The following is a 20653-nucleotide window of genomic DNA, read 5'->3' as shown; positions in this document are numbered from 1 at the left end:
GCCAAGGGCTGAGGAGAACAGATGTCCAGCACCGAGCAGCGCGTCGCGATCGTCACCGGCGCCGCCCGCGGTATCGGCGCCGCCACGGCGGTCCGGCTGGCGGCGGAGGGCCGCGCCGTCGCCGTACTCGACCTCGACGAGAGCGCCTGCAAGGACACCGTCGAGACGATCACGGCGGCCGGCGGCCGGGCCCTCGCGGTGGGCGCCGACGTCTCGGACGAGGCGCAGGTGCAGGCCGCCGTCGACCGGGTCGCCGCCGAGCTGGGGGCGCCCACGGTGCTGGTGAACAACGCCGGGGTGCTGCGCGACAACCTGCTGTTCAAGATGAGCGCCGCGGACTGGGACACCGTCCTCGGCGTCCACCTGCGCGGCGCCTTCCTGATGAGCCGCACCGTGCAGAAGCACATGGTCGACGCGGCCTTCGGCCGGATCGTCAACCTCTCCTCGTCCTCCGCCCTCGGCAACCGCGGCCAGGCCAACTACTCCGCCGCCAAGGCCGGCCTGCAGGGCTTCACCAAGACGCTGGCGATCGAACTGGGCAAGTTCGGCGTCACGGCCAACGCCGTCGCGCCCGGCTTCATCGCCACCGACATGACCGCCGCGACCGCGGCCCGGGTCGGCATGGGCTTCGAGGACTTCCAGGCCGCCGCCGCGTCCCAGATCCCGGTCCAGCGCGTCGGCCGGCCCGACGACGTGGCCAACGCCATCGCCTTCTTCACCGGCGACGACGCCGGCTTCGTCTCCGGCCAGGTGCTGTACGTGGCCGGCGGACCGCTCGACTGACCGCCCGGAGGGCGCACACACCATGACCCAGAATTCCACCACCCCCGACACCGGCAAGGCCGCGCTCGTCACCGGTGCCAGCCGCGGCATCGGCCTGGCCATCGCCGAGGCGCTCGTCGCCCGCGGCGACCGGGTGTGCATCACCGGGCGCACCGAGGACACCCTCAAGGAGGCCGTCGAGCGGCTCGGCCCCGACCGTGCCGTCTACGTCGTCGGCAAGGCCCACGACGAGGCGCACCAGGCCGCGGCCGTCGAACGCGCCATGGAGGCCTTCGGCCGGATCGACTACCTGGCCAACAACGCCGGCACCAACCCTGTCTACGGGCTGCTCGCCGATCTCGACCTCGGCGTCGCGCGCAAGGTCTACGAGACCAACGTGATCTCCGCGCTCGGCTTCGCGCAGCAGACCTGGAAGGCCTGGCAGAAGGACCACGGCGGTGCGATCCTCAACATCGCCTCGATCGCGGGCCTGGCGCCCTCGCCCTTCATCGGCGCCTACGGCATCAGCAAGGCCGCGATGGTCAACCTGACCGTGCAGCTCGCCGCCGAGATGGCGCCCGGCGTCCGCGTCAACTCGATCACGCCCGCGGTGGTCAAGACGAAGTTCGCCGCCGCGCTCTACGAGGGGCGCGAGGAGGAGGCCGCGGCCGGCTACCCGCTCGGGCGGCTCGGCATGCCGCAGGACATCGGCGGCGCCGCGGCCTTCCTGCTCGGCGACGAGGCCGGCTGGATCACCGGGCAGAACCTGGTGATCGACGGCGGGCTCTTCCTGCGCGCCGGGGGCGCCTGACCTGCGGCCCGTCCGGCGGCCCCGCTGCCGCCGGGCGGGCGTCCCACCCGCCGGGGCGCGGACTGTCAGTGCCTGCCGGTACGTTCTGACGCAGCAACTGATCGCGTACCGGAGGTTCCCGACGTGCCCACCATGCTCCCCGAGTCCTGGCAATCCGTCCTCGGCGAGGAGACGGACAAGCCCTACTTCCAGCAGCTCGGCGACTTCGTGGCGGCCGAGCGGAAGGAGCACCGCATCTTCCCGCCCGAGGACGAGGTGTTCGCCGCGCTGGAGGCGACGCCCTTCGACCGCGTCAAGGTGCTGATCCTCGGTCAGGACCCCTACCACGGCGCGGGCCAGGGCCACGGGCTGTGCTTCTCCGTCCGTCCCGGCGTGAGGACGCCCCCGTCGCTGCGCAACATCTTCAAGGAGATGCACGAGGAGCTCGGCCACCCGGTGCCGGACAACGGCTATCTGCTGCCGTGGGCCGAGCAGGGCGTGCTGCTGCTCAACGCGGTGCTGACGGTGCGCGAGGGCGAGGCCAACTCGCACAAGGGCAGGGGCTGGGAGAAGTTCACCGACGCGGTGATCCGCGCGGTCGCCGCCCGTCAGGACCCGGCGGTCTTCGTGCTGTGGGGGAATTACGCGAAGAAGAAGCTGCCGCTCATCGACACCGAGCGGCACACCGTCATCCAGGGCGCGCACCCCTCGCCGCTCTCGGCGAAGCTCTTCTTCGGTAGCCGCCCCTTCACGCAGATCGACGCCGCCGTCGCCGCGCAGGGCCACGAGCCGATCGACTGGCGCCTCCCGAACCTCGCCGTGAGCGCGGTCGCCGCGGGCTGACGGCCCGCACGACCGGCCGCCGACCGGGCCGGGCCGCACGCCGGGGGAGCGGCGCGGCACCGGTCAGCGGCCGTAGACGCCCTGGCAGATCGTGGCGGCCCTGCTGCCGGCGGCCCAGCGCCCGTAGGCCCGGCCCATCGCGCACAGCTGGTCGAGCTGCCTGTCGCTGCTGATGCCCGCGCCCGCGGCCGCCCCGTGCCGTACCGGCAGCGAGGGGCGCGGTAGCGCCGAGGCGGGCCTCTCGCCCGGCGCCGGGGCGGCGGACGGCCCGCCGGGATCCGGGCGTACGTCCGCGAGCAGCGGCGCGGCCGGTGACGGCGTGAGGGTCACGACGGCGGGCGAGCGGCCGGGCGGCGGGGTCGACGCGTCGGGCCGGGCGGGGGAGACGGTGGTGCATCCGGCCACGGCGCAGGCCGTGAGCAGGAGCACCGCAACGGGCAGCAGGCGCACCTGCTCCACTGTGCCCGGGTCCGCCCGCGTCCGGGAGTCCCCGCAGGAGTGAAAAGCGCGCCCGCCGTGCACCACGGATCACCCGTCCGAGTGGCGCCCACCTGCCCGTATGCTGCGGTGGCACCGCTCCCGCCCAGGGCGCGGGCGGCCGCACGGCGAGGAGCAGCGGATGGCAGCGGGCAACGCCCCACTGAAGGTCGGCGTCATCGGACTCGGCGACATCGCCCAGAAGGCGTACCTCCCGGTGCTCGCCGCCCAGCCGGGTCTCGACCTGCACCTGCACACCCGCACCCGCGCCACCCTCGACCGGGTCGGCGACACCTACCGGGTGCCGCACCGGCACACCACGCTGGACGACCTGCTCGGCCAGGGCCTGGACGCCGCCTTCGTGCACGCGCCCACCGCCGACCACATCCGTATCGCCGCCCGCGTCATCGAGGCGGGCGTCCCGGTCTACGTCGACAAGCCGCTCGCCCGCGACGCGGAGGGCGCGCGCACCCTGGTCGAACTCGCCGAACGCCACGGCGTCCCGCTCACCGCGGGCTTCAACCGCCGCTACGCGCCCGGCTACGCGCAGTGCCTGGACCACCCGCGGGACCTGGTCCTGATGCAGAAGAACCGGGTCGGGCTGGCCGACGACCCGCGCGAGGTCGTCTTCGACGACTTCATCCACGTCGTCGACACCCTGCGCTTCCTCGCCCCCGGCCCGGTCGAGCAGGTCCGCGTCTCGGCGAGGACCGTCGGCGGCCTGCTCCACCACGTCGTGCTGCACCTGTCCGGCGACGGCTTCACCGCGATCGGGTCGATGAACCGGATGAGCGGCTCGGTCGAGGAGAGCCTCGACGTCAGCGGCGGCGACCGGCGGCGCCAGGTGCTCAACCTCGCCGAGGTCGTCGACCACAAGGGCCAGCCCAGCGTGCGCCGCCGCGGCGACTGGGTGCCGGTCGCCCGGCAGCGCGGCATCGAGCAGATCACCCTGGCCTTCCTCGACGCGGTGCGGGCCGGCGCCGGCTCCCCGGTCGACGCGCGCGACGCGCTGGCCACCCACGAGCTGTGCGAACGCGTCGTCACCGAGGTACGGGAACAGGCCGCCTGACCAGGCGCGTCACCTCGTACGCGGCAGCGGAGAGCACCAGCAGCAGGGCCAGGACGACGCGGAAGACGTCCAGGCTCGCGCACCCGGACCGCCCGCCGGGCCGGGGGCGGGCTGCGGGAGCCCGTCGCGCGGGCCCGGAGGAGGGCGCGCCCGGGGTCTACGGCAGACGGTTCCAGGACGTCAGGACGTGGCGGCCGTGCTCGTTGCCGAGGCGGCTGACCGTGCCGGTGGCGAGTTGGAAGAGGGCGCCGTCGGCGGGCGGGAGGCCCAGCCGGCGGGCGGTCAGGACGCGCAGGAAGTGGGCGTGGGCGACCAGCACCACGTCGCCGCCGTCGCCGTTCGTGAAGGCCGCGTCGGCGCGGGCGAGCACCCGGTCGGCGCGGTCGCCGACCTGCTCCGGGGTTTCACCCGGATGGTCGTCGGGCCCCGGGGCCACACCGTCGGTCCACAGGTCCCAGCCCGGGCGGGTGCGGTGGATGTCACGGGTCGTCACGCCCTCGTAGCCGCCGTAATCCCACTCGTGCAGATCCGGGTCCACCATGCCGTGCTCCAGCCCGGCGAGCTTCGCGGTGTCCCTGGCCCGCTGCAGCGGGCTGGTCAGGACGCAGGAGACGTGGCGGGAGGCCAGCAGCGGCGCGAGGCTGCGTGCCTGCGCCTCGCCCTTCTCGGTGAGCGGCAGATCGGTGTAGCTGGTGTGCTGTCCCGATCGGCTCCACTCGGTCTCACCGTGCCGGATCAGCACGAGCTCGCCCATGGTGTACCTCCCGTGACGCCGTTCGGCGCCGCGATGTGATCATACGTCGCGGTACGGAACGGCGGCCGGGCCCGCCCGCGCGCCGCCGTGCCCCCACCGGGCTGTTCCCGCATGACACGCGGGCCACGGGGCAGACGCCCCGTCACCTCGCCTCAGTACGATGACCGCGCGTCCCCGGTTGCGGCATCAGCGTGACGCCGGAGCGAAGGCGGGTGTACGCCCGGTCCGTCACGCCTGTGCCGTCCGGCCTGCCCCTCCGCCCTCCGACCCGCAGCACAGGAGCCGCCGTGAACGACGCCCCCGACGCCCCCCGTACGTACGACGTCATCGTGATCGGCGCAGGGCCGGTCGGCGAGAACGTCGCCGACCGCACCCGCGCCGCCGGGCTCAGCACCGTCGTCGTGGAGAGCGAACTCGTCGGCGGCGAGTGCTCGTACTGGGCCTGCATGCCCAGCAAGGCGCTGCTGCGCCCGGCGCTCGCGCATGCCGACGCCCGCAAGCTGCCGGGCCTCAGCCGCGCCGCGCAGGGCCCGCTGGACGCGGCGGCGGTGCTCGCCCGGCGCGACGACTTCACCTCGCACTGGAAGGACGACGGGCAGGTCGACTGGCTGCGCTCGGTCGACGTCGAGCTGGTACGCGGCCACGGCCGGCTCGCCGGCGAGCGCCGGGTGGAGGTCGACACGCCCGACGGCGGCACGGTACGGCTGGAGGCCCGGCACGCGGTGGCCGTCTGCACGGGGACGACCGCGGCGCTGCCGCCGATGCCCGGCCTCGACGACATCCACCCGTGGACCAGCCGGGAGGCCACCAGCGCCAAGGAGGTGCCGGGGCGGCTCGCGGTCGTCGGCGGCGGCGTGGTGGCCGTCGAGATGGCGACGGCCTGGCAGGCGCTCGGCTCGCAGGTGACGCTGCTGGTGCGGGGGAACGCCCTGCTGGACCGGGTCGAGCCCTTCGCGGGCGAGATGGTCGCCGACGGGCTGCGCGAGGCGGGCGTCGACGTGCGCTTCGGCGCGAACGTCTCCCTGGTGGAGCGCGACGGCGCCGCGGGCGAGGTCAGGATCGGCCTGGAGGGCGGCGCACGGGTCGCCGCCGACGAGGTCCTCTTCGCCACCGGCCGCGCCCCGCACACCGGCGACGTGGGCCTGGAGACGGTGGGCCTGAAGCCCGGCGGCTGGCTGCCGGTCGACGACACGCTCCTCGTCACCGGCGTGGACGGCGGCTGGCTCTACGCCGTCGGCGACGTCAACCACCGGGTGCTGCTCACCCACGAGGGCAAGTACCAGGCGCGGATCGCGGGCGCGGTCATCGCGGCCCGCGCGAAGGGCGAGCCGGTCGACGACGCCGCCTGGGGCCGGCACGTCGCGACCGCCGACCACGCGGCGGTGCCGCAGGTCGTCTTCACCGACCCCGAGGTGGCCGCGGTGGGCCTGTCCGCCGCGGAGGCCGAACAGGCCGGGCTGCGCACGAAGGTGGTCGACTACGACCTCGCCCAGGTCGCGGGCGCGAGCCTCTACCGCGACGGCTACCGCGGCCGGGCCCGTATGGTCGTCGACCTCGACCGCGGCCATCTGGTCGGCGTCACCTTCGTCGGCCCCGGCGTCGGCGAGCTGCTGCACTCCGCGACGGTCGCGGTGGCGGCCGAGGTGCCCATGGAGCGGCTGTGGCACGCCGTCCCGTCCTACCCGACCATCAGCGAGATCTGGCTCCGCCTCCTGGAGGCGTACCGCGGCTGACCGCCGGGCGCGGTGCCCCTGCTCCGCAGAGGTGGGAGCAGGGGCACCGGGCCTAAGGCCGTCCGCACGTCTGCACAGGGGAGCGTCGGTGCGGACGGCGGCCTTGTGGGGTCACGCCGGGGCGCGGTCCGGGGTGTGCGGGGTCTGCGCGGGTGCGGCGGCCGCGCGTGCGGCCTTGCGCTCGGCGGAGGTCAGCAGCAGCGTAGGCAGCGTCGCGGCGATCGCCACGCCGAGGACCCACCAGAAGGCGGTGCCGAAGGCGGCGGCGGACCGGGAGACGTCGTGCGCGTCGTTCAGCCCGTTCTGCAGCACCACCGCGAAGATCGCGGTGCCCACCGAGCCGCCGACCCGTTGCAGCACGCTGAGCTGCACGGTCGCGTCACCGATCTTCGTCGGTGGGACGGCGCGGTAGGCGGCGGTCATGGCCGGCAGCGCGCAGATGCCGATGCCGAAGCCCCGTACGACCATCGCGACGCCGAGGTACCAGTAGTTCGTGTGGGCGCCGATGGCCACGAAGGGGACCGTCGCCACGATGCTGACGACACCGCCGAGGAAGGCGGTCGGGCCGCTGCCGAACCTGTCGATGAAGCGGGCACCCCTCCAGATGGCGATTGCCGCACCGCTGCCCTGCGGGACGAGCAGCAGGCCGGTGCGCACGGTGGTCTCGCCGCGCACGATCTGGAAGTAGAGCGGCATGAGGATGATGGCGCCGAAGACGGCCGCGCCGATCGTGAAGGTGGTGAGCGAGGAGGCGCTGTAGGCCGGGCTCCGGTAGAGCCGCAGGTCCACCAGCGGGTTGGCGACCTTGAGGGTGCGCAGGACGAACCCGGCGAGCAGCACCACCCCGGCGATCAGCGAGACGAGCACCCTGGGGGACGACGCGTCGCCGGTGGTGCCGATCTCGGCCAGTCCGTAGGTGAGGCCGACGCTGCCCAGGACGACGAGCGCCAGGCCGGTGAAGTCCAGCTTTCCGGCCTCCGCCCTGCCGCCGGTGTCCGCCGGGAGCAGCCGGACGGCCAGGTAGGCGGCGACGGCGCCGATCGGCAGGTTGACGAAGAAGATCCAGCGCCAGCCGATGTGATCCAGGATCAGGCCGCCCACGGTCGGGCCGATCACCGGCATCATGATGGTGGGGATGCCGATGGTGCTCATGACCTTGGCCATCAGCGCGGGCCCTGACCTGCGCATCAGGATCATCTGCCCGACGGGCGTGGTCAGCCCGCCCGCCGCGCCCTGGACCGCCCGGAAGGCGATCAGGGAGGCCGCGTTGGGGGCCAGACCGCAGGCCACCGAGGCGAGGGTGAACACGACGATCGAGCCGGTGTACACCCGGCGCGGCCCGAAGCGGGTGGCGAGCCAGCCGCTGGCGGGGATCACCGCGGCGAGCGCGAGCAGGTAGGCGGTGACGACCCACTGGATGGACGCGAGGGACGAGTCGAACGTGGTCGAGAGGGTGCGCAGCGCCACGTTGACGATCGTGGAATCCAGGAACGTCATCACGGAACCGAGGATCACGGCGGCGAGCACCCGCTTCAGCTCGGGCGGGAACGGCGCCGGCGGCGGTGCGCCGCCGGGGGCGGCGGTGGCTTCTGCGGACATGACCGGATCACTCCTTCGGGGGTGGCGGTGCGGGCGGGATACGATACGGAGCGCCGCTCCGGAAATATACGGAGCGGTGCTCCGATTCTCAAGTGCGCTGAGGGGTCCCATGGTTGACAAGGCTGCGGACGGGGAGCTGCGCGCCGACGCGCGGCGCAACCGCGACGGGCTGCTGACGGTGGCCAGGGAGGTGTTCGCGGAGCAGGGCACCGAGGCCTCGCTGCGGGACGTCGCCCGCCGCGCGGGTGTCGGTATCGGCACGCTCTACCGGCACTTCCCGACCCGTGAGGCGCTGCTGGAGGCCGTGCTGCGCAGCGGTTTCGAGGCCCTGCGTGCATCCGCCGACCAGTTGGCCGCCGCCGAGCCGCCGGGCCGGGCGCTGGTGCTGTGGCTGCGGGAGTTCACCACGCGCTCCGGCGCCTACCGGGGGCTGCCCGCCTCGGTCATGGCGGCGCTGCACGACGAGGGCTCCGAGCTGTACGGCGCCTGCGCCGCGATGCACCAGGCCGCCGCCCGGCTCCTCGGCGCGGCCCAGGAGGCGGGCGCCGTACGGCGGGACGTCGACCCGGAGGACCTGTTCACGGCGGCCGCCGCCGTCGGCTGGGCCGCGGAGCGGACCGACCCGGACCGGGCCTCCCGCATCCTCGCCCTCATCAGCGCCGGACTGGCGCCCGGAGCAGCCGAGTCGGCGTGAGGCCGGCGCGCCGCGGCTGCCCGCTCCGTGGTCGGGGCGCGTCCACGATGCGGTCAGGAGTTTGACCGCGTTCACCCGTTCCGGTTACGTTGCGCGGCATGCAGCGGACCACACACCTCACGACGCGGGGTCATGTCGACCTCAAGCGCGTGTGCTCCGCCGCGTGTCACCAGGTCTGACCGCACGAGCTCCGTACGGAGCCCCAACGGGGGTGCCCGCCCCGCCGGTTCGCCGCCGGCGCGCGTGCACGGGTGCGCCCCCGCCGCCGTCGACGACCTGGAAGGCCCACCGTGGTAGTCCTGCCGCCCGACCGTCCCGCCGCCCCGACCCCCCTGCGCCGCCCGGACGTTGCGGTGTCCGCGGCTCAGCCGCGCCGCCCCGCCGGATCCGCCGCGGTGCTGCGCGCGATCCTCGACCACGGGCCGGTGGCGCGCAGCACCGTCGCGCGGCTCACCGGGCTGTCGCCCGCGGCGGTGAGCGGGCACTGTACGCAGCTGCTGGCCCGCGGGTTGGTCGCCGAACGCCCGCAGGCGCCGGGCCCGCGCGGGCTGGGCCGCCCGCACATCCCGCTGGAGATCGACACCGGCCGCTACCTGGTGGCCGGCGCGCACATCGCCGTCGCCCACAGCACTCTCGCACTGATGGACCTGCGCGGCCGGATCGTCGCCGGCGACCGGCGGCCGCACCGCGGCACCGATCCGCAGCAGGTGCTCGGCGGGCTCGCCGCCCGGCTGCCGCAGCTGGTCGAGGCGCACGCGGGCGGCCGTACCGTCCTCGCCCTCGGCGTCGCGACCGGGCAGTGGGTCGATCCGGACGCGGGCGTGATCGTCGATCACCCGCGGCTGGGCTGGCGGGACGTGGCGGCCCGTGAGGTGCTGGCCGCCGCGACCGGGCTGCCCGTGCACGTCGACAGCCACTCGCGGGCACTGGCCCGCGCGGAGCAGCTGTTCGGCGCCGTGACGACCCGCAGCAGCGCCGTGCTGCTCTTCGTCGGCGCGGTCGTGGACGCCGCCTTCGCCACCGCGGGCGGGGTGCACCGCGGGCCGCGCTCGGCGGCGGGCAGCGTCGCGCACCTGCCGGTCGGACCGGAAGGACCGGGCGAGGCGCCCGGCGAGCCGTGCGGCTGCGGCACCCCGGGGTGCCTGCAGTCCGAGGTGTCCGAGCCCGCGCTCGTGCGCCAGGCCGCCGCCCGCGGCCTGGACGTCGCCGACTTCCGCGCGCTGCTCGACCTCGCGCTGGCCGGTGAGCAGCGGGCGGTGGCGCTCTTCCGGCGCCGGGCGGTGCTGGTGGGCCGGGCGGTGGCGCTGCTGCTCGACGTGTTCGACCCGGAAGTGGTGGTCGTCGTCGAGCCGGGCGCCGGGCGGCTGCCGGAGTGCCTGGACGTCATGCGCACCGAGGTCGCCGCCCGCTCCTGGGTGTGCGACGACCCCGAACGGGCGGTGCTGCCCAGCAGCTTCACCGGCTCGGTACTCCCGGTCGCGGGCGGCGCGGTGGCCCTCGGCGCGCTCTACGACAACCCGCTCGGACCCTGGCCGGCGCTGCCCGCCGTGAGCTGAACGCACACCGTCCGCGGCGGCCCCGAATTCTGACTTAATTCAGGCAGTTGCATTGTTGACCTGGCAGAACTCGCACGTGAGAATGGATTCATGAACGGCAATCAGCGGAATCCGGAGCGGGCGCCCAGCGCGGCGCACTCCTTCCGCGTGCCCTCCGCGCCGGGCCGCGAGTGCTGCGGGCGCGCGGCTCGCCGATGTGCGGACGACGCCGTTTCCCGCTGTCCGTACGGGAACTGTACCGGCGCTTGCCGCGCCGTGTGACGCACCGCGGGCAAGCGCGCAACGCATTCCTCCCGGCGCCGATTCTCCGCACCGGCCGCGCGGCCGTGAACGGCCGCGGCTGATTGCGTGAGTGGTGTACGGCAATTCCGTCGCCGTATTCCGTCCCGGTATTCCGTAATCCCGTAATTCCCTTCCCCGTCAGCTTTACCGCGCCCCGCCGCCCGATGCCGTGCGGCCCGCGGGCGCGGGGCTGTCCGCTGCCCGCGCACCGCCGGCCGCGCGGCCCCGTACGCCCGCCGCACCCTCCCGCACCCGCACCTCGACCCAACTGGGGGAGACGTTGACCATCACCGTGCCGTCACTACCCGCCTCGGGCATCGACCCCGAGCGCTTCAAGCAGATCTTCCGCAACCATCCCGCAGGCGTGGTGGTCGTCACCGTCGACGCCGGGCGCGGCCCCGCGGGCTTCACCGCGACCTCGCTCACCTCGCTGTCCCTGCACCCGCCGCTGGTGTCCTTCGGTATCGGCGTCACCGCGTCGTCCTGGCCGCACGTCGAGCAGGCGGGCAGCGCCGTCGTCAACTTCCTGGGCGCCGACCAGGAGCACGTCGCCAGGACCTTCGCCACCAGCGGTATCGACCGCTTCGCAGCGCCCACCGCGTGGCGGCGGCTGCCGCAGGGCGAGCCGGTGCTCGACGGGGTGAGCAGCTGGCTGCGCATCGAGTTCGAGCACATCGTGCCCGCCGGCGACCACCGGGTCGTGATCGGCCGCGTCCAGGAGGCCTGGACGGGCGGCACCCGCTCCCCGCTGCTCTTCCACGACGGCCGCTACCACACGCTCTGACCCGCCCCCACCTCCCGCCCACGCCGCGACCGGACCGCGTGTCCGGCCCTTCCCCAGGAATCGCCATGACTCACCGCCCCACCGCCGGAATCGTCCCGCGCCGGTCCTTCCTCGCCCTCGCCGGAGGCGCCGCGCTGCTCGCCGCCTGCTCGCGCAGCACGTCCGCCTCGATCGACTCGGTGCCGACCCGCGCACTTCCCTCGGGGGCGCCGCCGCCCGGCACCAAACTCGCGATATCCATCCACACCGCCCAGTTGCAGCTGGCCGAGTCCGGCCTGGACAAGCAACTGCCCTTCACGGTGTCCAGCTGGCCGAACCTGTCGGCGGGACCCGATGTGATCCAGGGGTTCCGGGCGCATTCCATCGACCTGGCGAGCAACGCCGGCATCCCGCCGATCCAGGCCGAGGCCATCAAGGTCGGCGCCCGTATCGTCGCCGTCCAGTCCCGCGACCACCCGATCTACACCTTCGCCACCGCGCCCGGCTCCGGCGACGCCATCGCCTCCGCCGCGGACTTCCGCGGCAGGAAGATCGCCTTCTCGCAGGGCCAGGCCCAGGGCGTGGTGGTGCTGCGCGCGCTGAAGGAGGCGGGCCTGAAGAACTCCGACGTCTCGCTCGTCCCGCTGCCCAGCACGCAGTTCCTCACCGCCCTGCAGTCCAAGCAGGTGGACGTCGCCCCGCTCGGCGAGCCGACGCTCACCAAATACCTGGGCCAGTACGGCAAGGACGGCGCGCGCGGCGTGAAGACCGATGTCGTCGACCTGCTCACGGTCCTGTGGGCGCCCACCGAGGTGCTCAACGACGACGCCAAGGTCGCCGCGATCCGCAGCTTCGTCCCGCTGTGGGCGCAGGGCGTGGTGTGGGCGTGGGAGCACACCGACCAGTGGATCCAGCGCTACTACGTCAAGGACCAGGGCGTGACGGCCGCGGACGGGCAGCGCATCGTCGCCTCCCAGTCGCAGCCGCAGTTCCCGCGCAGCTGGGACCGGGCCATCGCCTGGGAGCAGGAGACCGCCGACCTGATGGCCGCCGGCGGATTCGTCCCGAAGGTCACGGCGGAGAAGCTGTTCGACCGGCGCTTCGAGGCGCTGGCCTCGCAGGCCGTACCGGCGAAATACCAGGTGGCGTCATGACCGACATCCTCCCGACGCCCGTCGCGGCGCCGCCCGCCCCGGCCGGCGCCCGTCCCCTCCCCGACGCCGGGCAGGCCGCGCCCGCGCCCGTGTCCGCGCCCGTCAGGGCCGCCAAGGCCCCGGCCCGGCGCCGCCGGCTCGGACCCGGCAAGGCGATCCCCTTCGCACGGCTGACCGGACCGGCGCTGCTGGTGCTGGTCTGGTGGGCCTCGTCCGCGTCCGGCTACCTCGACCCGCGCATCCTGTCCGGCCCCGGCACCGTCGCCTCCACCTTCGTCGACCTGGTCAGGAGCGGGCGGCTCCAGGACAACGTGCTGGTCTCGCTGCAGCGCGCGGGCCTCGGGCTGCTCTTCGGCGTCCTCGCCGGGGTGGCGCTCGCGGTCGCCGCGGGCCTCAGCCGGGTCGGCGAGTACCTGCTCGACGGCACGCTCCAGGTCAAGCGGGCCATCCCGTCGCTCGCGCTGCTGCCGCTGATGATCCTGTGGCTCGGCATCGGCGAGGAGATGAAGGTCGTCGTGATCGCCGTCGGCGTCGCGGTGGTCGTCTACATCAACACGTACGCCTCGCTCACCGGCATCGACCGCAAGTACGTCGAGCTGGCCGAGAGCCTGGACCTGACGCGGCCGCAGTTCATCGGCCGGGTCGTCATCCCCGGCGCGCTGCCCGGCTTCTTCGTCGGGCTGCGGCTCGCCGTCACCGCGTCCTGGCTCGGCCTGGTCGTGGTCGAGCAGGTCAACGCCACCAAGGGCCTCGGCTACATGATGTTCCAGGCCCAGCAGTACGCCCAGTCCGACGTCATCATCGTGGGCCTCGTGGTCTACGGGGTGTTCGGCTTCGTCTCCGACGCGGTCGTGCGTGCCGCAGAACGGAAGGTGCTGTCATGGCGCCGCACGCTGGCGGACTGACCGCCGAGCGCCCCGCCGCGGGCGACGCGGCCCCCGCCGTCCGCACCGCCGGGCTGGTCCGCTCCTTCGGCGACCGGGACGTGCTGCGGGAGCTGGACCTGACGGTGGGCCAGGGCGAGTTCATCGCACTGCTGGGGCGCAGCGGCTCGGGCAAGTCCACGCTGCTGCGGGCGGTCGCCCGGCTCGACCACGGCGTGGCCGGGTCCGGCGAGCTGAGCGTGCCCGAGCGGGTCTCGCTGTCCTTCCAGGACTCCCGGCTGCTGCCCTGGCTGCGGGTGCTGGACAACGTGGTGCTCGGCATCCGCGGCAAGCAGGCCAGGGAGCGCGGCCGCACCGCGCTCGCCGAGGTCGGCCTCGAAGGGCGCGAGCGGTCCTGGCCGCACGAGCTGTCCGGCGGCGAGCAGCAGCGCGCCGCACTGGCCCGCGCACTCGTCCGCGAGCCCCAACTGCTGCTCGCCGACGAGCCGTTCGGGGCGCTGGACGCGCTGACCCGGCTGCGCATGCACGGACTGCTGCGCGAGCTGTACGAGCGGCACCGCCCGGCGGTGCTGCTGGTCACGCACGACGTGGACGAGGCCGTCGAACTCGCCGACCGGGTCCTCGTGCTGGAGGACGGCCGGATCGCGGTGGACATCGCCGTCGACCTGGCCGGCCCGCGCAGCCGCCGCGACCCGCGCTTCCAGGAATACCGCGACACCCTGCTCGCCGCGCTCGGCGTCGAGCTGCCGGACCCCGTACACGAGGCCGCCGCGCACGCCCGCGCCGCCGCGCAGGAGGCCCCCGCGCACGCCGCCGCACCCGTCCACCCCGACCCGGTGCACCCCCACCCCGTCCCCCTCGCCGCCTCCGCCGCCCCCGCCCGCGCGCTCGGCCACGACCAGGAGAAGAAGGACCATGACCCCCAGGACTGACCGCAAGCCGCTGCACCTCAACGCCTTCCTGATGTCCGTCGGGCACCACGAGGCCGCCTGGCGCCTCCCGGAGAGCCCGGCCTCCGGCGGCACCGACATCGACCACTACCGCAACCTCGCCCGTATCGCCGAGCGCGGCAGGCTCGACTCGCTCTTCCTCGCCGACAGCCCCGTGCTCATGGGCGACCCCGGCCGCCGCCCCGGCAGCAAGCTGGAGCCCACCGTGCTGCTCACCGCGCTCGCCGCGGCCACCGAGCACATCGGCCTCATCGCGACGGCCTCCACCAGCTACAACGAGCCCTACAACCTGGCCCGCCGCTTCGCCTCTGTCGACCACGTCTCCGGCGGCCGGGCGGGCTGGAACATCGTGACCACCGCGGGCGCCGACGCGGCCCGCAACTTCGGCCTCGACGACACCCCGCTGCACCGCGACCGCTACCTGCGCGCCGCCGAGTTCGTGGACGTCGCGACGAAGCTGTGGGACAGCTGGTCGGACGACGCGGTCGTGGCCGACAAGGAGTCCGGCGTCCACGCGCGGGCGGACAAGGTGCGTAAGGTCGACCACCGGGGTACGTATTTCCGGGTGGACGGACCGCTCAACGTGCAGCGCTCCCCGCAGGGCTACCCGCTCCTGGTGCAGGCCGGCTCCAGCGAGGACGGCAAGGACTTCGCGGCCCGCTACGCCGAGGCCGTCTTCACCGCCCAGCAGACCCTCGAAGAGGCCGTCGCCTTCTACAAGGACGTCAAGCAGCGCGCCGCCGCCATCGGCCGCGACCCCGAGGGCATCAAGATCCTGCCCGGCATCGTGCCCGTCATCGGCGACACCGAGGAGCAGGCGCACGCCCTCGACGACGAGCTGGACCGGCTGATCCGCCCGGAGTACGCCGTGCGCCAGCTGTCCAGGACGCTGCGCATCGAGCCCGAGCGCCTGGAGCTGGACAAGGAACTGCCCGCGGACATCCCCGGCGAGGACGAGATCGAGGGCGCCAAGAGCCGCTTCACGCTCATCGTGGAGCTGGCCCGGCGCGAGCGGCTGACCGTCCGCCAGCTCATCGGCCGGCTCGGCGGCGGCCGCGGCCACCGCACCTTCGCCGGCACCGCCGTGCAGGTCGCCGACACCATCGAGGAGTGGTACGACGCGGGCGCCGCCGACGGCTTCAACATCATGCCCGCGGTGCTGCCCTCCGGCCTGGAGCTGTTCGTCGACCGCGTCGTGCCGATCCTCCAGGAGCGCGGCCTCTTCCGCACCGAGTACACCGGCCGCACGCTGCGCGAGCACTACGGGCTGCCGCGCCCCGCCAACCGCCTGTTCGACCCCGCCGGCACCGGCGCCCGCGGCGACGGGCACCTCGGCATCGCACTCCCGGAGGTTTCGTGACGGACTGTACGAGTACCGCACCCGGGCCGGCCGCCGCGGCGGCCGGCCCGGCCGCGCCGCGACCCGGCTGGATCCGCCGGCTCGCCGGCTACTGCCTGCGCCACCGCACCGACCTCGTCACCGCCTTCGGCGGCGCGGTCGTCGCGGCGACCGCCACCGCCGTCCTGCCGCTGGTGCTGCGGCACGTGGTGGACGCCGTCGCCTCCGGCGCGGACAGCCCGCTCGGCTGGTGGATCGGGCTGCTCGCCGGGCTCGGCGCGGCCCGCTTCCTGGGCGGCTTCACCCGCCGCTACCGGGCGGGGCGGCTGTCCCTGGGGGTGCAGTACGACCTGCGCAACGACGCCTTCGCCGCGCTGCTGCGGCTCGGCGGCCGGCAGCAGGACTCCTTGCGCACCGGCCAGATCGTCAGCCGGTCCATCTCCGACATCACCCTGATCCAGACGCTGCTGCAGTTCCTGCCGAACATGACGGGCAACGCCCTGATGTTCGTCGTCTCGCTGTGCTTCATGGCGTGGCTCTCGCCGCTGCTGACGCTCGTCGCGCTGGTCGTCGGCCCGCTGCTGTGGCTCATCGTGCGCAGCAGCCGCCGGCACCTCTTCCCCGCGAACTGGCACGCCCAGCAGGAGGCCGCCGAGGTCGCCTCCACCGTCGAGGCCGCGGTCACCGGCGTACGCGTCGTCAAAGGCTTCGGGCAGGAGGGGCGCGAGCTGACCGCGCTGGAGGGGCGCGCCCGGCGGCTGTTCGCCTCCCGGCTGCGGGTGGTGCGCTACACCAGCCGCTACACGCCCGCGCTCCAGGCGGTGCCCGCGCTCGGCCAGGTCGCCGTCCTCGCGCTCGGCGGCTGGCTCGCGCTGCACGACCGGATCTCGCTCGGCACCTTCCTCGCCTTCACCAGCTACCTCGGCTCGTTCGTCACCCCGGTCCGCCAGGTCGCGACGCTGCTGACGGTCTGGCAGCAGGCCCGCGCCGGCACCGAACGCGTCCTGGAGGTCATCGACGAGGCCCCCGCGATCACCGACGCCCCCGGCGCCACCGACCTGCCGCCCGGACCGCCCGCCCTGAGCTGGCAGGACGTCACCTTCGGCTACGGCGACGGCAGCCGCCCGCTGCTGCGCGGCTTCAGCCTCGACATCGCCCCCGGCGAGACCGTCGCCCTCATCGGCCCGGCCGGCTCCGGCAAGTCCACCGCCGCGGCCCTGCTGCCGCGCTTCTACGACGTCGCGTCCGGCGCGGTGAAGGTCGGCGGCACGGACGTGCGCGAGCTGCGGACGGCCTCGCTGCGCTCCGCGATCGGCTACGTCTTCGAGGAGAGCCTGCTGCTGTCCGACACCGTGCGGGCCAACATCGCCTACGGTGCCCCCGACGTGCCGCAGGAGCGGGTCCGCGAGGCGGCCGCGATCGCCCGCGCCGACGAGTTCGCCCAGCGGCTGCCGCAGGGCTACGACACCGTCGTCGGCGAGCAGGGACTGACCCTGTCCGGCGGGCAGCGGCAGCGCATCGCGCTCGCCCGCGCGCTGCTGAGCGACCCCGCCGTGCTGGTGCTCGACGACGCGACCTCGGCGATCGACGCGCGCGTGGAGTCCGAGATCCACGACCGGCTGCGGGCCGCGACCCGCCGCCCCACCACGCTGATCATCGCGCACCGCCGCTCCACGCTCGAACTCGCCGACCGCATCGCCGTGCTGGACGGCGGCCGGGTCGTCGACACCGGCACCATGGACGAGCTGCGCTCGCGCTCCGCGCTCTTCCGCAGCCTGCTGTCCGCGACCGACTCCGGCGACGGCGACGCCCCCGCCGGGCCGCCGCACGACCGCCCCGCCGAGGACGTCCCGGCGACGGAGGACGACACCGCGGCGCCCGCCGTTACCGCCCACCTGTGGCGGCGCGCGGAGGCACCCGCCGACTCCCGTACCGGCAGCGCCGACCTCAAGGCAGCCCAGGCGCTGTCGCTCAGCGCGGCCACCGCCGGCCCCGGCCGCGGTCCCGGCGGCGGTGTCCTGGGCGCCGCGCCGCCCACCCCGGAACTCCTCGCCGGGCTCGCCCGGATGCCGCTGCCGCCCGCCGACCCGGACGTGCCCGCCGCCCGGGCCCGGGCCGCCGACCCGCACCTGGGCCTGCGCGCGCTCATCGGCCCCTTCCGGTGGGCGCTGCTGCTCGGGCTGCTGCTGGTGGCCGCCGACGCGGTCGCGCAGATCGCGGTGCCGATCCTGGTACGGCACGGCGTCGACAGCGGCGTGGCCCGGCATTCGGTCGCCGCGCTGGTGACCGCGGTGGTCGCCGCGGCCGCGGTGGTCTGCGCGGACTGGGCCGTCGGCGTCGTCCAGACCCGCGTCACCGGCCGTACCGGCGAACGGCTGCTCTACACGCTGCGGGTGAAGACGTACGCCCAGCTCCAGCGGCTCGGCCTGGACTACTACGAGCGCGAGCCGGCCGGGCGGATCATGACCCGGATGACCACCGACGTGGACGCGCTGTCGAGCTTCCTGCAGACGGGCCTGATCACCGCCGTTGTCAGCCTGCTGACCGTCCTCGGCGTGCTGGTCACCCTGCTGGTGATCGACGCGGGGCTCGCCGTGGTGCTGCTGTGCGCGCTGCCGCTGCTGATCTGCGGCACCGCAGTCTTCCGCCGCTTCTCCGTCCCCGCCTACCACGAGGCCCGGGAGCGGGTCAGCGCCGTCAACGCGTGCCTCCAGGAGAACGTCAGCGCCATCCGCGTCACCCAGGCCTTCCGCCGCGAGGAGCGCAACGCCCGCGACTTCGCCGCGCTGGCCTGGGCCTTCCGCGACTCCCGGCTGCGCGCGCAGCGCAACATCGCCGTCTTCTTCCCCTTCGTCGAACTCCTCGGCGTCCTGTCCACCGCCGCCGTGCTCGCGGTCGGCGCCGGGCAGGTGCGCTCCGGGGCGCTCACCGCGGGCACCCTGATCGCCTTCCTGCTCTACGTCGACCTCTTCTTCTCGCCGATCCAGCAGCTCTCCCAGGTCTTCGACGGCTACCAGCAGGCCGTCGTCGGCCTGTCGCGGCTGCGCACCCTGATGCGCACCCCGACCGGCACCCCGGCCGCCGCCGACCCGGAGCCGGTCGGCGCGCTGCGCGGCGAACTCGCCTTCGACGGCGTGTCCTTCGGCTACGCGGGCGGCGGCGGCCAGGAAGTGCTGCACGGCCTGACGCTGCGCATCGCCCCCGGCGAGACCGTCGCCCTGGTCGGCGCGACCGGCGCCGGGAAATCCACCGTCATGAAGCTCCTCGCCCGCTTCTACGACCCGACCACCGGTGTCGTACGGGCCGACGGGCGCGACCTGCGCGACCTCGACCTCGGCGGCTATCGGGCCCGGCTCGGCCTCGTGCCCCAGGAGGCGCACCTGTTCAGCGGCACCGTGCGGGACGCCATCGCGTACGGCCGCCCCGGTGCGGGTGACGCCGAGGTGGAGGCGGCCGCCCGCGCGGTCGGGGCGCACGAGATGGTCGCCGCGCTGCCGCTGGGCTACCTCCAGCCGGTCGGCGAGCGCGGCCGGAACCTGTCCGCGGGCCAGCGCCAGCTGCTCGCCCTGGCCCGCGCCGAACTCGTCGACCCCGACGTGCTGCTGCTCGACGAGGCCACCGCCTCGCTGGACCTGGCCGCCGAGGCCCGGGTCACCGCCGCGACCGAGGCGCTGACCCGGCGGCGCACCACCCTGGTCGTCGCGCACCGGCTGACCACCGCCGCGCGCGCCGACCGGATCGTGGTCCTGGACCACGGCCGCGTCGTCGAGACCGGCACCCACACCGCCCTGCTCGCGGCCGGCGGCCCCTACCGCCGGCTCTGGGACGCCTTCCGGCAGGCGGGCGCGTCCGCGACCGTCGACCAGCTGGCCTCCGCCGGGCCGGAAACCCGCCCGGGGACCGCTCCGGCCCCCGTCCACGACAAGCTCCTCGACAAAGGACAACGATGACCGAGTACCGCCCCTTCGGACGCACCGGCGTCAAGGTCAGCCCGCTGTGCCTGGGCGCCATGATGTTCGGCCCGCGCGGCAACCCCGACCACGACGACGCCGTGCGGATCATCCACCACGCCCTGGACTCCGGTATCAACTTCGTCGACACCGCCGACGTCTACTCGGCCGGCGAGTCCGAGACGATCGTCGGCAAGGCGCTGGCCGGCGGCCGCCGCGACAACGTCGTGCTGGCCACGAAATTCCACGGCAGCCTCGGCGACGACCCCAACGAGCAGGGCAACAGCCGCCGCTGGATCGTCCGCGAGGTCGAGAACAGCCTGCGCCGGCTCGGCACCGACTGGATCGACCTCTACCAGGTGCACCGCCCCGAGCCCGGCACCGACTTCGACGAGACGCTCGGCGCGCTGTCCGACCTCGTCCACCAGGGCAAGATCCGCTACATCGGCACCTCCACCTTCGAGCCGTCGGCGATCGTCGAGGGCCAGTGGATCGCCGAGCGCCGCGGCCGCGAGCGGGTGGTGGCCGAGCAGCCGCCGTACTCGCTGCTCGCGCGCGGCATCGAGCGCGAGGTGCTGCCGGTCGCGCAGCGCTACGGTCTCGCGGTGCTGTCCTGGAGCCCGCTGGCCGGCGGCTGGCTGTCCGGCCGCTACCGCAAGGGCGCCGAGCAGCCCGTCTCCAGCCGCGCCGACCGGCAGACCGCCCGCTTCGACATCGGCTCGGCGGAGAACGCCGCCAAGCTCGCCGCGGCCGACGCGCTGGCCGCCCTCGCCGACGAGGCCGGGCTCACGCTCGTGCAGCTCGCCCTCGCCTTCGTGCTGGAGCACCCCGGCATCACCTCGGCGATCATCGGCCCGCGCACCTTCGAGCAGCTGGCCGGCCAGCTCGGCGCCGACAAGATCACGCTGGACCGCGAGGTGCTGGACCGGATCGACGAGATCGTGCCGCCCGGCGTCAACCTCTCCGCCCGCGACGCCGGATACGTCCCGCCCGCCCTCTCCGACCCCGCCCTGCGCCGCCGCTCGCACGCCTGAGCCGCCGCCCGGATCCCGCC

Annotated in this window: 17 protein-coding genes; 14 read left to right on the top strand and 3 right to left on the bottom strand. The window is 74.5% G+C overall.

All coding sequences use genetic code 11. The features are described from left to right. Positions 1 to 21: 21 nt before the first annotated feature. The 3 genes from fabG (at position 22) to ung (ending at position 2395) form a co-directional block, all read left to right on the top strand. Complete coding sequence (fabG, locus tag ACH4SL_RS30320; RefSeq protein ID WP_398451345.1) at positions 22 to 783, top strand: 3-oxoacyl-ACP reductase FabG; 762 nt, start codon at positions 22 to 24, stop codon at positions 781 to 783. A 22-nt stretch (positions 784 to 805) separates the two neighbouring features. Then, positions 806 to 1573 carry an SDR family oxidoreductase gene (locus tag ACH4SL_RS30315; protein WP_398451343.1) on the top strand — a complete coding sequence of 256 codons (768 nt, stop codon included), beginning with the start codon at positions 806 to 808 and terminating at the stop codon, positions 1571 to 1573. A gap of 132 nt (positions 1574 to 1705) precedes the next feature. After that, complete coding sequence (gene ung / locus ACH4SL_RS30310; RefSeq protein WP_398451424.1) at positions 1706 to 2395, top strand: uracil-DNA glycosylase; 690 nt, start codon at positions 1706 to 1708, stop codon at positions 2393 to 2395. A 63-nt stretch (positions 2396 to 2458) separates the two neighbouring features. Here the strand turns inward: ung and ACH4SL_RS30305 are convergent, their stop codons facing one another. Further along, on the bottom strand, positions 2459 to 2845 hold the full coding sequence (locus ACH4SL_RS30305; RefSeq protein WP_398451341.1) for a hypothetical protein: 387 nt from the start codon (positions 2843 to 2845) through the stop codon (positions 2459 to 2461). A gap of 190 nt (positions 2846 to 3035) precedes the next feature. On the opposite strand from ACH4SL_RS30305, the gene ACH4SL_RS30300 reads away from it, so the two are divergent. After that, positions 3036 to 3941, top strand: a complete 906-nt coding sequence (locus tag ACH4SL_RS30300) for a Gfo/Idh/MocA family protein (protein ID WP_398451422.1) — start codon at positions 3036 to 3038, stop codon at positions 3939 to 3941. A 157-nt stretch (positions 3942 to 4098) separates the two neighbouring features. Here ACH4SL_RS30300 and ACH4SL_RS30295 read toward each other — a convergent pair whose 3' ends face one another. Continuing rightward, positions 4099 to 4695 carry a histidine phosphatase family protein gene (locus ACH4SL_RS30295; protein WP_398451339.1) on the bottom strand — a complete coding sequence of 199 codons (597 nt, stop codon included), beginning with the start codon at positions 4693 to 4695 and terminating at the stop codon, positions 4099 to 4101. Between the two features lie 287 nt (positions 4696 to 4982). Between ACH4SL_RS30295 and ACH4SL_RS30290 the strand changes: the two genes are divergently transcribed. Further along, positions 4983 to 6428, top strand: coding sequence for a dihydrolipoyl dehydrogenase family protein (locus ACH4SL_RS30290; protein WP_398451337.1), 1446 nt, complete (start codon positions 4983 to 4985; stop codon positions 6426 to 6428). Positions 6429 to 6539: 111 nt separating this feature from the next. Here the strand turns inward: ACH4SL_RS30290 and ACH4SL_RS30285 are convergent, their stop codons facing one another. Next, complete coding sequence (locus ACH4SL_RS30285; protein WP_398451335.1) at positions 6540 to 8027, bottom strand: DHA2 family efflux MFS transporter permease subunit; 1488 nt, start codon at positions 8025 to 8027, stop codon at positions 6540 to 6542. A gap of 109 nt (positions 8028 to 8136) precedes the next feature. Between ACH4SL_RS30285 and ACH4SL_RS30280 the strand changes: the two genes are divergently transcribed. From ACH4SL_RS30280 to ACH4SL_RS30240, 9 genes are all read left to right on the top strand, one after another. Next, positions 8137 to 8721 (top strand): TetR/AcrR family transcriptional regulator, encoded by a 585-nt coding sequence (locus ACH4SL_RS30280; protein ID WP_398451333.1) that lies wholly within the window; start codon positions 8137 to 8139, stop codon positions 8719 to 8721. Positions 8722 to 9074: 353 nt separating this feature from the next. Continuing rightward, positions 9075 to 10277, top strand: coding sequence for an ROK family protein (locus ACH4SL_RS30275; protein ID WP_398451331.1), 1203 nt, complete (start codon positions 9075 to 9077; stop codon positions 10275 to 10277). A 562-nt stretch (positions 10278 to 10839) separates the two neighbouring features. After that, complete coding sequence (locus ACH4SL_RS30270; RefSeq protein ID WP_398451329.1) at positions 10840 to 11343, top strand: flavin reductase family protein; 504 nt, start codon at positions 10840 to 10842, stop codon at positions 11341 to 11343. 65 nt (positions 11344 to 11408) lie between these two features. Further along, entirely contained in the window at positions 11409 to 12476 is a 1068-nt protein-coding gene (locus tag ACH4SL_RS30265) for an ABC transporter substrate-binding protein (RefSeq protein WP_398451327.1), read from the top strand. Then, the gene (locus ACH4SL_RS30260; RefSeq protein WP_398451325.1) at positions 12473 to 13381 is read left to right on the top strand and encodes an ABC transporter permease; all 909 of its coding nucleotides are present in this window, start codon (positions 12473 to 12475) and stop codon (positions 13379 to 13381) included. The genes ACH4SL_RS30265 and ACH4SL_RS30260 overlap by 4 nt, the downstream gene beginning before the upstream one ends. After that, complete coding sequence (locus ACH4SL_RS30255) at positions 13357 to 14292, top strand: ABC transporter ATP-binding protein (RefSeq protein ID WP_398451323.1); 936 nt, start codon at positions 13357 to 13359, stop codon at positions 14290 to 14292. Before ACH4SL_RS30260 ends, ACH4SL_RS30255 begins: the two co-directional genes overlap by 25 nt. Further along, on the top strand, positions 14276 to 15670 hold the full coding sequence (locus tag ACH4SL_RS30250) for an LLM class flavin-dependent oxidoreductase (RefSeq protein WP_398451321.1): 1395 nt from the start codon (positions 14276 to 14278) through the stop codon (positions 15668 to 15670). The genes ACH4SL_RS30255 and ACH4SL_RS30250 overlap by 17 nt, the downstream gene beginning before the upstream one ends. Continuing rightward, positions 15667 to 19599 (top strand): ABC transporter ATP-binding protein, encoded by a 3933-nt coding sequence (locus tag ACH4SL_RS30245; protein ID WP_398451320.1) that lies wholly within the window; start codon positions 15667 to 15669, stop codon positions 19597 to 19599. Before ACH4SL_RS30250 ends, ACH4SL_RS30245 begins: the two co-directional genes overlap by 4 nt. After that, complete coding sequence (locus tag ACH4SL_RS30240; protein WP_398451318.1) at positions 19596 to 20633, top strand: aldo/keto reductase; 1038 nt, start codon at positions 19596 to 19598, stop codon at positions 20631 to 20633. The genes ACH4SL_RS30245 and ACH4SL_RS30240 overlap by 4 nt, the downstream gene beginning before the upstream one ends. Positions 20634 to 20653 lie beyond the last annotated feature (20 nt).

Source organism: Streptomyces sp. NPDC021020, assembly GCF_044333285.1.
GTDB lineage: Bacteria > Actinomycetota > Actinomycetes > Streptomycetales > Streptomycetaceae > Actinacidiphila.
Note: the sequence above shows the minus strand (reverse complement) of the source record. Positions and strands in the feature narration are given on the sequence as shown.